This window comes from Nitrosospira sp. Is2 (assembly GCF_033095785.1).
In the GTDB taxonomy this organism is placed as follows: domain Bacteria; phylum Pseudomonadota; class Gammaproteobacteria; order Burkholderiales; family Nitrosomonadaceae; genus Nitrosospira.
The window spans coordinates 877,212-890,575 of record NZ_CP137134.1; the positions used below are offsets into that span (position 1 = coordinate 877,212).

Consider the following 13,364-nt stretch of genomic DNA (forward strand, 5'->3'; position numbering starts at 1 on the left):
ATCGAATCATCCCTGAGTCATCCCAAATAACAAGTACAGCTATAGCAGGCCCAGCCATTTGTTTGACCATAGCACATTATTGCATAATCCACGTCTTGATTATCTATTCATATCGCACTTCTTGTCAAATCATGTTGTTGCATACGGCATGAATAATCAGACGCTCGGGTGGCTTCAAAATAGGGGGCATGCTAAAATGAGTGGTTTTACGTGTTGATACCCGCGGGCTGTATCCATTGCGGGATTCGAACCGTAAGACCCTGAATAGATGAATAGTAATTAATGGATCAATTCGCGAAAGAAACACTGCCCATTAGCCTCGAAGAGGAGATGCGCCGCTCTTACCTTGATTACGCCATGAGCGTAATCGTGGGACGGGCATTACCGGATGTGCGTGATGGCCTGAAGCCGGTCCACCGCCGGGTTCTCTTTGCCATGCATGAGCTCTCCAATGACTGGAACCGCCCCTATAAAAAATCGGCGCGTGTCGTCGGCGATGTCATCGGCAAATACCATCCGCATGGCGACACCGCCGTGTATGACACCATCGTGCGCATGGCGCAGCACTTTTCCCTGCGTTACATGCTGGTTGATGGCCAGGGCAACTTTGGTTCAGTGGATGGCGATAACGCCGCGGCGATGCGTTATACGGAAATCCGCATGTCGCGCATCGCGCACGAGCTATTGGCGGACCTGGACAAGGAAACGGTGGATTTCGGCCCGAACTACGATGGTTCGGAGAGGGAACCGCTCATTCTGCCCGCAAAAATCCCGAACCTGCTGATAAATGGCTCCTCCGGCATTGCTGTCGGCATGGCCACCAATATTCCACCGCACAACCTTAATGAAATAATCGACGCCTGCCTCGCGCTGTTGAAAGATCCCCAGATCGGCATCGAAGAACTGATCGAGATAGTCCCGGCGCCCGACTTTCCCACAGCGGGCATCATCTACGGTGTCGCCGGCGTGCAGGAAGGCTACCGCACTGGGCGGGGCCGTGTCGTCATGCGGGCACGTACTCACTTCGAGGATATGGATAAAGGCAGCCGCCAGAGCATTATCATCGACGAGCTGCCATATCAGGTAAACAAGGCGAATCTGCTGATTCGTATCGGCGAGCTGGTGCGCGACAAAAGGATCGAAGGCATTTCCGATCTGCGCGACGAATCGGACAAGTCCGGCATGCGGGTCGTGATCGAGCTCAGGCGCGGCGAAGTGCCCGAAGTGGTGCTGAACAACCTGTATAAAGAAACGCAGATGCAGGACACCTTCGGCATGAATATGGTGGCCCTGCGGGATGGACAACCGCGCCTGCTGAATCTGAAGCAGATGCTGGATGCGTTCCTGCGACACCGACGCGAGGTGGTGACCCGGCGCTCTGCGTTCGAGCTGAAAAAAGCGCGTGAGCGCGGCCATCTGCTGGAAGGCCTGGCCGTGGCACTATCAAACGTGGATGAAGTGATCGCGCTGATCAAGGCGGCGCCCACGCCCGCGGTGGCGAAGGATGGGTTGATGTCGAAGGTGTGGCGCTCGGCGATGGTGGAGGACATGCTCGCCCGCGCTTCGGTCGATGTAAAGGCCTACCGGCCCGAGAACCTGGCGCCCGAATATGGTTTATCCGCCGATGGCTACCGCTTGTCCGATGCGCAAGCGCAGGCGATTCTGGAATTACGCCTGCAACGGCTGACAGGGCTGGAGCAGGACAAGATCGTCGGCGAGTACAAGGAAATCATGGAAAAGATTGCCGATCTTCTCGATATCCTTGCCAAACCGGAACGCATCACAGCCATCATCACCGAAGAACTCGGGGCAATGAAGCAACAGTTTGGCGATAAACGCCGCAGTGAAATCGTCATCAGTACCCAGGACTTGAGCATGGAGGATCTGATCGCGTCGGAAGATGTGGTCGTGACCCTCTCGCACAACGGGTATATGAAGTCGCAGCCGCTCGATGACTATCGGGCGCAGAAAAGAGGTGGACGCGGAAAGCAGGCCACCGGCACAAAAGAAGACGACTTCATCGATAACCTGTTCATCGCGAACACGCACGATTATATTTTGTGCTTTTCCAGCCGCGGAAGGGTTTACTGGATTAAGGTCTATACCGTGCCGCAGGGTGGCCGCGCCTCCCGCGGCAAGCCAATCGTCAATCTGGTGCAACTGGAACAAGGCGAAAAAATCAACGCCATACTTCCGGTAAAAGCGTTCGATGAAAATCGCTATATATTTATGGCTACCGCGTTCGGCACTGTCAAGAAAACACCGTTGTCGGAATTCTCGCGCCCCCGCGCCAGTGGCATCATAGCGGTGGGACTGGACGAGGATGACTACCTGATCGGGGTGGCGCTGACGGAAGGTAAGCACGACGTGATGCTGTTTTCCGATGCAGGCAAGGCAATCCGCTTCGATGAAAACGATGTGAGACCGATGGGACGCGGTGCCCGCGGCGTGCGCGGGATGAAACTTGGCAGGGGACAAAAGGTTATTTCCCTGCTGGTGGCGGAGAGCGAAGAACTGTCGGTCCTGACCGCGACGGAAAATGGATTTGGCAAGCGCACTCCCATTGGCGAATATACCCGCCACGGCCGCGACACGCAGGGGATGATCGCGATCAAGACCAATCAAAGAAATGGTAAGGTGGTCGCCGCGAAACTGGTCAGGGAAGACGATGAGATCATGCTCATCACAACAGGAGGGGTGCTCATTCGCACTCGCGTCAATGAAGTCCGCGAGATGAACCGCGCCACCCAGGGAGTGATCCTGATCAATCTGGATGAGGGCGAGAGACTGGCCGGACTGGAGCGGGTGGTGGAGACCGAGGGGGTAAACGGGGATCTCATCCCCAGGGACGAACAGTAAGGCAGTTCGTTGGCTAACCGTTGCATCGAGGAATTCAAATGGAGCATATATATAACTTCAGCGCAGGCCCGGCAGTCCTCCCGGCGGAAGTTCTGCGCCAGGCCCGCGATGAGATACTCGATTGGCACGATAGCGGCATGTCAGTGATGGAGATGAGCCATCGCGGCAAGGAATTCATGTCGATCGCGGCAAAGACCGAGGCGGACCTGCGAGAGTTGGCGGGCATTCCCGACAACTATAAGGTCCTGTTCCTTTCCGGGGGTGCTTCCAGCCAGTTTGCCATGGCGCCTATGAATCTGTTGCGCGGAAAGAAAAGCGCCAACTACGTCAATACCGGGGAGTGGTCAAAAAAAGCCATCAAGGAAGCGAAAAAGTATTGCGCAGTCAATGTGGCCGCGTCGTCCGAGGACAAGAACTACACTTACGCTCCGCCCCAGGATGTATGGAATGTTGACCCTGAGGCTGCTTATCTTCATTACACGCCCAACGAAACGATAGGTGGTGTCGAGTACAACTGGGTTCCCGATTTGACGCGCTATGGTACAGATATGCCGCTGGTCGCGGACATGTCCTCCAGCTTCATGTCGCGTCCACTGGACGTTTCCCGATTCGGGGTGATTTATGCCGGGGCGCAAAAAAATGTCGGACCCGCGGGATTATGTGTTGTCATCGTGCGCGAGGACTTGCTTGGTACGACTGTCCCGGGGACCCCAACCATGTTCGACTACAAGATTCATGCGGACAACGATTCGATGTACAACACCCCGCCGACATACCCGATGTACATCACCGGACTAGTGCTTGAGTGGCTGAAGAAAAATGGCGGACTGGAAGCGATGGAAAAAATAAACGTCGCCAAAGCCAATCTGCTGTATAACTTTCTGGATACGACCGATTTCTACCACTGCCCCGTGGCCAAGCCGGACCGCTCCCGCATGAACGTGCCTTTTACGTTAAAGGATACCTCGCTGGATGAGGAGTTTCTGAAACAGGCTGCCGCCCGTGGACTGATACAATTGAAGGGGCATCGTTCGGTCGGGGGGATGCGCGCCTCCATCTATAACGCGATGCCGCTTGAGGGAGTAAAGGTTCTGGTGGAATTCATGAAGGAATTTGCGGACAGTCATGCCTGAGCGCGCCCATAAAATTTTTCGCATACTTACGCTCAACCAGATCTCGACGTTGGGTCTCAAGCTTTTTGACGCCAGCCATTATGTAGTCGGCAATGACATGACCGAGCCGGATGCGATCCTCGTGCGTTCGCACAACATGCTGCAGATGGATATTCCACCGAGCGTAAAAGCAATTGGCCGCGCCGGTGCCGGGACCAATAATGTGCCGGTAAAGGAGATGAATCTTCGCGGCGTCGCGGTTTTCAACGCGCCGGGTGCGAACGCGAACGCTGTGAAGGAACTCGTGCTCGCCGGTCTGCTGATGGCCTCGCGTAATCTCGTTCCCGCTATCCACTTTGCTGAAGGCTTGCAAGGTGATAACACCACCCTGCACAACCGGGCGGAAGAGGGCAAGAAGCAATTCGCCGGAATCGAATTGCCCGGACGCACGCTCGGTATTATCGGCCTGGGCGCGGTCGGGCGACTGGTGGCGGTAGCGGCCATACGCCTCGGGATGAAAGTGATGGGTTACGATCCCAATATCACCGTGGATGCCGCGTGGAACCTGCCCTCCGAAGTCAAGCGCGCGGAAAGCCTGGAAGACCTGGTGCGCAATAGCGAATTCATAACGTTGCACGTGCCGCTGCTTGACGCAACGCATCACCTGATTAACCACAGACTCGTGCAGACCATGAAGAATGGCACGATTCTGCTTAATTTCTCCCGCGATGGCATCGTGGACGAGAACGCGGTCCTGGAAGGAATCGAACTGGGGAAAATAAGGTATTACGTTTGCGATTTTCCCAGCCAGTTGTTTCAGCATCACCCAAAAGTCATCACCCTGCCGCACCTCGGCGCATCCACCCTCGAGGCGGAAGAGAATTGCGCGGTAATGGTCGTTAACCAGATGATCGATTATCTGGAAAATGGCAACATCACCAACGCAGTCAACTTTCCCAACATCACCATGGAAAGGGAATCCCCCTACCGGCTGGCCGTCGCCAATGCCAACGTGCCTAACATGGTCGGCCAGATCTCCACCAGCATGGCCAATGCGGGGCTTAATATCCATAACATGGGCAATAAATCCCGAGGGGAGATGGCTTACACGCTGGTTGATGTCGATAGCCCGGTTCCGCAAACAACGATAGACGAGATGGCGGCAATACGCGGCGTATTGATGGCGCGCTACTTGCCGGTATTGGCTGAATAGTCTTAGGCAATCGAGGCAAGATAGAAGTTCATCCCGATGACCGGCCAACTCAAACATCTGCGCGACAAGATAGACTCGATCGACAGTGAGCTGCTCAAGCTTCTGAGTGCGCGGGCCGATCTTGCCCGTGAGATCGGACAGGTCAAGAACGGCATTGCGTATCGTCCGGAACGGGAGGCACAGGTACTGGCGCGGCTGTGCGAGTTGAACCCGGGGCCGCTGGCAAATGAGCATGTCGTGCGGCTGTTCACCGAGATCATGTCGCTGTGCCGCTCCCTGGAGGAACCGTTGACGGTCGCCTATCTTGGCCCGGAAGGAACCTTTTCCGAAGAGGCCGCACTGAAGCGCTTCGGCAGCGTCGTAACGACTCTGGCCTGCAACTCGATAGATGAGGTTTTCCGAAAAGTGGAGGCCGGCAAGGCCAGCTATGGGGTCGTGCCGGTTGAGAATTCGACTGAAGGCGCAGTAGGAAGGTCGCTCGATCTGCTGTTGCAAACGCCGTTGAAGGTCTGCGGCGAAATCGTATTGCCCATACATCAGCAGCTGCTTGCGCGACACCTCGATCTGACACGCATCAAGAAAATTTATTCTCATCCCCAGTCGTTCGCCCAGTGCCATGAGTGGCTTAACGTTAATCTGCCGCATTTGACGGGATCGGCCCGTATCAACGCCGCGAGCAATGCGGATGCAGCTCGGTTGGCCGCGCAGGAGGAAAATGCAGCGGCGGTAGCGGGCAGAAAAGCAGCGGAAGTATTCGGACTGACCATCTGTGCCGAGAATATCGAAGATGATCCTAACAATACCACGCGTTTTCTGGTCATCGGTGGGCAGGAGGTCGCGGCTTCAGGCAGGGATAAGACATCACTGGTCATGTCGACCAGAAACCGTCCTGGCGCAATACACCAATTACTGGGGCCGTTCGCGGAACATGGCGTGAGCATGAGCCGCCTGGAATCCCGCCCCTCCCGTGCAGGCTTATGGGAGTATGTTTTTTTTGTTGATGTTGACGGCCATCAGCAGGACCCGAAAGTTACGCAGGCGTTGCAGCAATTGCGGGAAAAAGCGGCGTTTCTGAAGGTGCTAGGCTCATACCCGCGCGGTTCAACTGCGGACCGATGAGGTTTTTCCGCTCTATCAAACATACCAGACCAGGCTCTTCTAATAACTCTGCATTCATGGACCAGACGTTATGAATCTTTGCGACCTCGCTCCCGAGTATATCCGTAGTATCAGCCCGTATCAGCCTGGCAAACCCATTTCAGAGCTGGCCCGCGAGATGGGTATGGATGAACGATCCATTATCAAGCTCGCCTCAAACGAGAATCCGTTGGGGACAAGCCCGATGGCGCGTGAGGCGATGAGCAAGGCGCTCGCCGACGTCGCGCTTTATCCGGATGGCAGCGGCTTTGAGTTGAAAGCGGCGCTGTCACAACGTTACGGCGTGTCCAGCGAACAGATTGTGTTGGGTAATGGTTCGAACGATGTTCTTGAACTGGCTGCCCGGGTATTCCTTAAACCGGGCGGATCAGCGGTTTACTCGCAACATGCGTTTGCGGTCTACCCGCTTGTGACCCAGGCAGTCGGTGCTACCGGCCTATCGGTGCGCGCGTATAACTATGGCCATGATCTTGATGCCATGCTGGACGCAGTCACGCCCGAAACCCGCATGGTTTTTATTGCCAATCCCAATAATCCAACCGGCACGCTGCTCCCTGCTGCCGAAGTATTGCGCTTTCTGGAGCGCGTCTCGTCCGATGTGCTGGTGGTGCTGGACGAGGCGTATAACGAATATTTGCCGACCGACATCAAGGCCGACAGCATCTCGTGGCTGAAACGCTTTCCCAACTTGCTGATCACGCGCACCTTTTCCAAGGCGTACGGTATGGCTGGGGTACGCGTAGGCTTCGGGCTGGCGCATCCCGACGTTAGTGGTTTGATGAACCGCGTACGTCAGCCATTCAATGTAAACAGCATCGGGTTGGCTGGCGCCGTGGCCGCGCTGGAGGACGTGGAATTCGTGAAACGCTCCTACGCGCTGAACCAGGCAGGGATGCTACAAATCACCACCGGGTTGCGGCAACTCGGCATTGAATACATACCATCCTACGGCAATTTTTTGAGCTTTCGCGTGCGCGGAAACGTGAAAGTGGTCAATGAAAGTCTCCTGAGGCAGGGGGTCATTGTACGTCCCATCGGAGTGTATGAAATGCCTGAGCATCTGCGGGTCACGGTCGGGCTCGAATCGGAAAACCAGAAATTCCTCAAGTCACTGGAGGTAGCACTCGATATGGCAAACGCGGCAGAAAAAAAAGCAGACCCACAGATGGCTCACGAAATAGCGACAGGAGAATCCGCTTGATCATCATCATGAATAGTGGCGCCACCGATGAGCAAATCGAAACGGTGGTGGCAAAGATTCGCAGTTTCGACCTTGATGCGAATGTTTCACGCGGCACCGAGCGTACGGTGATTGGCGCCATCGGCGACGAGCGCAGGCTTGATCCTGAGATGTTCGATTCGCTGAGCGGCGTCGAATATTCGATGCACATCGTAAAGCAATACAAAATTGTCTCGCGCGAGTCGCACAAGGACGACTCCATAATAGATGTGGGCGGAATACCGATCGGGGGGAATCAGGTGCAGGTGATAGGCGGACCCTGCTCGGTCGAAACTCAGGACCAGATGGATTTAGCGGCACAGCACGTTGCGTCAGCCGGCTGTCAATTGATGCGTGGCGGCGCATTTAAGCCCCGCACCAGTCCTTACACCTTTCAGGGGAAAGGCGAAGAGGGGTTGAAACTTTTCCGCAACGCAGCGGATAAGTATAGTCTGCGCATTGTTACTGAGCTGATGGACGCCCGCATGCTCGACACGTTTCTCAAGTATGACGTGGATGTGATCCAGATAGGCACGCGCAGTATGCAGAATTTCGAGCTACTGAAAGAAGTTGGACGAGTTAATAAACCGGTGATACTCAAGCGCGGCATGTCGGCCACCGTTTCCGAGTGGCTTATGGCAGCGGAATACATTGCTGCTGGCGGCAATCACAACATCATTTTCTGCGAGCGCGGCATACGTACCTTTGAAACTTCCTACCGCAACGTCATGGATGTTACTTGCATTCCTGTGCTGAAAAGGGAAACCCATTTGCCCGTCATCGTGGACCCTTCTCACGCTGGCGGCAAAACATGGATGGTGCCTGCGCTGGCGCGGGCGGCGATTGCGGCGGGAGCGGATGGGTTGCTGGTAGAGATGCACCCAAACCCCTGCGAAGCATGGTGCGACGCGGATCAGGCGCTGAACCCCGAGGAATTTCATGCGCTGATGGGATCGCTTAGAGGAATCGCTAACGTAATCGGACGGAGTCTGTAATTGTCGAACCTCCGAATCATCCCACTGGGCCTTTCGGAGATTTATCTGGTATCAACCGCGGTACCGGTCAGCCAATGACGGATGTCGTCGTAATCAACAAGCTGGTGATTATCGGCGTTGGCCTGATCGGCGGCTCATTTGCACTGGCGCTACGCAAGGCCGATCTGGTGACCCATGTCACCGGTGTGGGACGAAGCCGGTCAAACATGGAACGCGCGCGCGACCTTGGCGCAATAGACGAAATCGCCCGCGACCTTCCATCGGCATTGAGAGACGCCGAGTTGGTATTCCTTGCCGTCCCGGTTCGTCAGACCGGCGAAATTATGGCCCAGATATCCCCTTATCTCGGATTAGACACCATCGTTACCGATGCCGGCAGCACCAAGCAGAACGTAGTTGAGGCGGCACGGACTCATCTGGCCGAGCATCTGCGAAATTTCGTACCGGGACACCCCGTTGCAGGGGCGGAACTTAGCGGCGCGGGCGCGGCCAACCCAAACTTGTTCCGCGACAAAAACCTGGTATTGACGCCTATACAAGAAACCAGCGTCGAGGCACTCCAGCGAGTGACCCAACTATGGCAAGCCTGTGGTGCCCAGGTCTCTCAAATGAGCGCCAAAAGGCACGATGAAATACTTGCGGCGGTGAGCCATCTGCCCCATGTGCTGTCTTTCGCGCTCATGCATTATGTTAGCTCCGGAAACGGGCTTGAGGCAGACGACCAGATTCTCACTGATGACATGATTCGGCCGAGCGAATTACTTCGCTTCGCAGGCAGCGGCTTTCGCGATTTTACCCGTATTGCGGGAAGCTCCCCCGAGATGTGGCGGGATATATGCCTCGGCAACCGGGAAGTGCTCTCGAGACAAATTGATGCGTATCAGGATGAACTGGCCGCCTTGCGCGAAATGCTGGTTCGCGGCGACGGAGATGGGCTCGAAAGCATTTTCGCCAATGCGCGCGAAGCTCGGCGCCAATGGTTGAAAGAAACGCCTTGAGCCTGGTAGGGAGCGATGAACGACGGTCGCGCAGGCTTCCGAACAATGCCCCGTTTATTAGATAGATGGCTGAATTTGCTTCACTCATCCTGCTCGATACGCGTGATGGGTTGGGCGGTAAACAAATACTCTTTCATTTCTGCCGAAAATCTCGGATCCCTGCGTCGGATCCACTCCAGCATCATAGCAGCATGCTCTTTCTCCTCATCCCGATTGTGAGTCAGAATCGCCTTGAGTTCCTCGTCCTTGCATGCGCTTACCCGCTGGTTATACCAGTCGATCGCCTCCAACTCTTCCATTAAGGATACGATTGCCCGGTGCATATCGCGGGTTTCATCGGAAAGCTCCTCGATAGGTTCATGATAACCTTCACTTGCCATACGTCCTCCTTATTTGCCTATAAAACCAGATAGCCCAGATAACATTCTCCGCCAAGCCTGCGAGGGAACTTCAGTTCGGCATGTTATCAGGATAATAGGGTAATTAGGCCGTGCCGGGCTCATGCAGCAGGATTTTCCTTAAAGGCAGCAGGATTTTCCTTAAAGGCAGCAGGATTTTCCTTAAAGAGTTGCCTTGTCTTTTCCAGTTGCATGCAATTTTTAAAAGCGCCGCCACGCAATCCGGTAACCGCGGGTCGATCCTGCGATTACGCAGGCAGTCGCACCCGGCGGGATGGATCGGGTGAATTTGGGGCAAGTTTGGGCACCTCAAAAAAAAACCCGGCGGGATTGACCCCTACCGGGCTGCGGCGTCTGCAGAGGGGTAGACGCCAGCGGCGGCATCTATTAAAGGAAAGGAGGGATAGATACCGCGATTTAATAATCTCATACACATATGTCCATCTGATGACAGCCCTGCCATACGAACAGTTGTAACAATTGAGGAGGAAACTTTGACAACATGACCCTCGTCATTGGCAAGGGTCAAGCGGGGTCATGATGATCGACAGTGCGTAGGAAGCGGTATGCGTGATCAGCCGCTACAAGATACGAGGAGATACGCCATGGGCAACACAATAATTTTTTGGGGTACGTATATTCTTGTGCTTGCCGCCGGCTTGGGGCTTATGGCAATAAGTTGAACCAGCTTTGAGTTGAACCAGCTTTGGGTGCAGATGAAACGAGGCCAAATGGAGCCTTGGGCGTATTCTCTTCAGAGCGCCGTTGGCTGGAAGTCGCGAAAAACTGCTATCCAGCATGGCGGCGCAACCTGCCTAAATATTGCCGGGTTATTTGTAGTGTTCCTGGGGAGAACCTCATGCAAGGCCTTCCCCGACCGGGTCACTCTGCGCTAAGGGCCAAAACGATAAGCAGCCAGCTTGCGGGCCCTAATTCAAAACCGTGATCGTGCTGAGCATGCGTTGGCAGCGCGCTACCTTTTGCCAATGCAACTTCACGACCACAACCTCTGCACCGGTAGATTCCCGAATCAGGAACGACAGTCCCAGGGGGGTATCTTTTTTCAAAATTGAAATGGGGAGATCGAACAAGAAAGCTTGAATCCAGATATTGGGCCATGCTACGGATTTTTATTGAATAAATAAGGGTAGGAGCAAGAAGCAGTCTCTACCTATAACGGTACTTACGTCTAATAAAATAGCGCAAGTACGCGACTTTTCGTATTGTACCAAAGTACAGCTTACTGATGAGTATGAGTCCAAGATCGAACCCCATCTCGCTTTTACTCGATTGGCCGCATCAGGACACTGCACGTGTTGTCTTGCCACATGCCTGATCTGTACTGTGTCCACGCTTGCCTGAACCCCTTGCCTGCTGCTCTACCGCGCTCCTGTCCAGGCGTTCTCTCCCCGGTTTATACGACTATAAAGAGAGCGCCGTTTCCGGCCTCCACACCGCATTAACGTGGTTTACCACACAGACTCCCTCCCCTCATCCGCTTAGTCTGGTTTGTGCCTCCTTAGGTGAATGAATGACCGTACCGTATACCTCCTCGCCTGATTTCCTTCCTGATAGGCAGCTCGTTAGAGCAGCATTTTTGCAAAGGAGAAAATTATGTTAGCAATGAATTACAGAGGGCCTTATCGGGTTCGCGCAGAGCAAAAACCCGATCCCGTTATTGAACATCCTAATGACGCCATCGTTCGAGTATCGCGTTCTTGCATATGCGGTTCGGACCTGCACCTTTATCATGGGCTGGTCCCAGACACCCGGGTCGGCATGACCTTCGGACACGAGTTTACCGGCGTTGTCGAGGAAGTGGGTTCATCGGTTCAGAATCTAAAGGTCGGGGATCACGTCCTGGTCCCTTTTAACATCTTCTGTGGCTCCTGTTTCTTCTGCAAACGCGAGCTCTACGGAAACTGCCATAACACCAATCCTGAAGCTACAGCAATTGGCGGAATCTATGGCTACTCCCACAGTGCCGGCGGTTACGATGGGGGCCAGGCCGAATTTGTCCGCGTGCCCATGGCTGATATCGACCCTACCGTTATCCCCTCGGACTTGGATCTGGATGATGCGGTGCTGTTAACTGATGCTTATCCCACGGGGTATCAGGCGGCCGAAATGGGGGACATTAAGGAAGGTGACACTGTCGTCGTTTTTGGCGCCGGCCCGGTAGGTATTTTCGCCGCCAAATGCTCTTGGCTGATGGGAGCCGGTCGTGTGATCGTCGTTGATCATTTGGAGTATCGCTTAGAGTTCGTAAAGAATTTCGCCCAGTGTGAAATCGTCAATTTCAAGGAAGTGGACGATATGGCGATTCACATCAAAAAGATGACGGACTGGCTGGGGGCCGACGTATGCATTGACGCGGTTGGATGCGAGGCTGACGGGAGCTTTGCGCAGAAGTTTGCCGGAGTGGTAATGAAACTGCAGGCGGGTTCCGCTACTGCCCTCCACTGGGCCATCAATTCCGTGCGTAAAGGTGGCAACGTATCGATTGTCGGGGTTTACGGGCCTACTTTTAATGCCATTCCCATTGGTAACGCCCTAAACAAGGGCCTTACGCTTCGCATGAACCAGGCGAGCGTCAAGCGACACTTGCCGCGTTTAATCGAACACATCCAGGCCGGGCGGATAGAACCGAAAAAAATCATTACACATAGGGTTCCCCTGGAAGAGGTTTCGGATGCGTATCATATTTTTTCAAGCAAACTCGATAATTGCATCAAAACGATATTGTTTCCGCCGAGCGCTCGACATTGAGCTGCCCCGAGCTACAGGAGGAGGTCATTATGAAAACTGCAAACGACTATTCCCATGTTCAAGGATGGGGTGCTGATCTGGATCCGCAAAACAGGCCCGCGTATCCAAAAGAAAGAATGCCCGCTCGCCTTACTGGCGTGCACTGGGATCAACCGGACCAGCAGGAACAAAAAATCGAAATCCTGCGTTCGAATGAGCGCCCGGGTATCACACCCATCTTCGGCACAAGTACCCCGCCATCCGGGTTGAGCGGATTGATACGCCGTGGGGCCTTCAAATTTAGCGAGAACGATATCCGCCATTGGCTGCTCCTGCTGTTTGCTGACCGGGTAAACGTATGCGAAGGGCTAGTCCAGGATTTGAACAAGGGTCATATCCCCCATATTCTTGATGAGATGGGCTGGAAGGCAGAGTTAAAGTACAACCGCGCAGGCGCGGTTCGAAAACTTGCGATCGGATCCGTATTGCTTGGGACCGCAATCTGCCTGATGAAGCGGAAAAGACGGCGCGAATCGTGATAATCGTAATAGCCGCACGTATGCGAAGCTAATCCCCAAGATTGCCGCAATCTTTTGTGGCCGGCGTTGCGCCCACGAAGAAGCAGAAAACAAACAGAAAGAAAAAGGTAAAAGAAAGGGCCTGC

The 13,364-nt window shown here is 54.5% G+C and carries 10 protein-coding genes; 9 read left to right on the top strand and 1 reads right to left on the bottom strand.

The window, feature by feature from the left end:
- The first annotated feature begins 282 nt into the window (after nt 1-282).
- The 7 genes from gyrA to R5L00_RS04005 all read left to right on the top strand — a co-directional run bounded on the left by gyrA (nt 283) and on the right by R5L00_RS04005 (nt 9,554).
- A complete protein-coding gene (gyrA, locus tag R5L00_RS03975; protein ID WP_317653471.1) occupies nt 283-2,859 on the top strand; it encodes a DNA gyrase subunit A in 2,577 nt (858 codons plus the stop codon).
- 38 nt (nt 2,860-2,897) lie between these two features.
- Nucleotides 2,898-3,992, top strand: coding sequence for a 3-phosphoserine/phosphohydroxythreonine transaminase (gene serC, locus R5L00_RS03980; protein ID WP_317653472.1), 1,095 nt, complete (start codon nt 2,898-2,900; stop codon nt 3,990-3,992).
- Nucleotides 3,985-5,184 (top strand): 3-phosphoglycerate dehydrogenase family protein, encoded by a 1,200-nt coding sequence (locus tag R5L00_RS03985; RefSeq protein ID WP_317653473.1) that lies wholly within the window; start codon nt 3,985-3,987, stop codon nt 5,182-5,184. Before serC ends, R5L00_RS03985 begins: the two co-directional genes overlap by 8 nt.
- A 36-nt stretch (nt 5,185-5,220) precedes the next feature.
- Nucleotides 5,221-6,303: a prephenate dehydratase gene (gene pheA, locus R5L00_RS03990; RefSeq protein WP_317653474.1), complete on the top strand. Its 1,083-nt coding sequence runs from the start codon at nt 5,221-5,223 to the stop codon at nt 6,301-6,303.
- A 70-nt stretch (nt 6,304-6,373) separates the two neighbouring features.
- A complete protein-coding gene (gene hisC, locus R5L00_RS03995; RefSeq protein WP_317653475.1) occupies nt 6,374-7,543 on the top strand; it encodes a histidinol-phosphate transaminase in 1,170 nt (389 codons plus the stop codon).
- Complete coding sequence (gene aroF, locus R5L00_RS04000) at nt 7,540-8,556, top strand: 3-deoxy-7-phosphoheptulonate synthase (RefSeq protein WP_107692169.1); 1,017 nt, start codon at nt 7,540-7,542, stop codon at nt 8,554-8,556. Before hisC ends, aroF begins: the two co-directional genes overlap by 4 nt.
- 74 nt (nt 8,557-8,630) lie before the next feature.
- Nucleotides 8,631-9,554, top strand: a complete 924-nt coding sequence (locus R5L00_RS04005; RefSeq protein ID WP_317653476.1) for a prephenate dehydrogenase — start codon at nt 8,631-8,633, stop codon at nt 9,552-9,554.
- An 80-nt stretch (nt 9,555-9,634) separates the two neighbouring features.
- On the opposite strand, the gene R5L00_RS04010 is transcribed toward R5L00_RS04005, so the two are convergent.
- On the bottom strand, nt 9,635-9,934 hold the full coding sequence (locus R5L00_RS04010) for an encapsulin-associated ferritin-like protein (RefSeq protein WP_107692167.1): 300 nt from the start codon (nt 9,932-9,934) through the stop codon (nt 9,635-9,637).
- A gap of 1,641 nt (nt 9,935-11,575) precedes the next feature.
- Here R5L00_RS04010 and R5L00_RS04015 point away from each other — a divergent pair.
- Nucleotides 11,576-12,721 carry a zinc-dependent alcohol dehydrogenase gene (locus R5L00_RS04015; RefSeq protein ID WP_317653477.1) on the top strand — a complete coding sequence of 382 codons (1,146 nt, stop codon included), beginning with the start codon at nt 11,576-11,578 and terminating at the stop codon, nt 12,719-12,721.
- A 29-nt stretch (nt 12,722-12,750) separates the two neighbouring features.
- Nucleotides 12,751-13,239 carry a hypothetical protein gene (locus R5L00_RS04020; RefSeq protein WP_107692165.1) on the top strand — a complete coding sequence of 163 codons (489 nt, stop codon included), beginning with the start codon at nt 12,751-12,753 and terminating at the stop codon, nt 13,237-13,239.
- Nucleotides 13,240-13,364 lie beyond the last annotated feature (125 nt).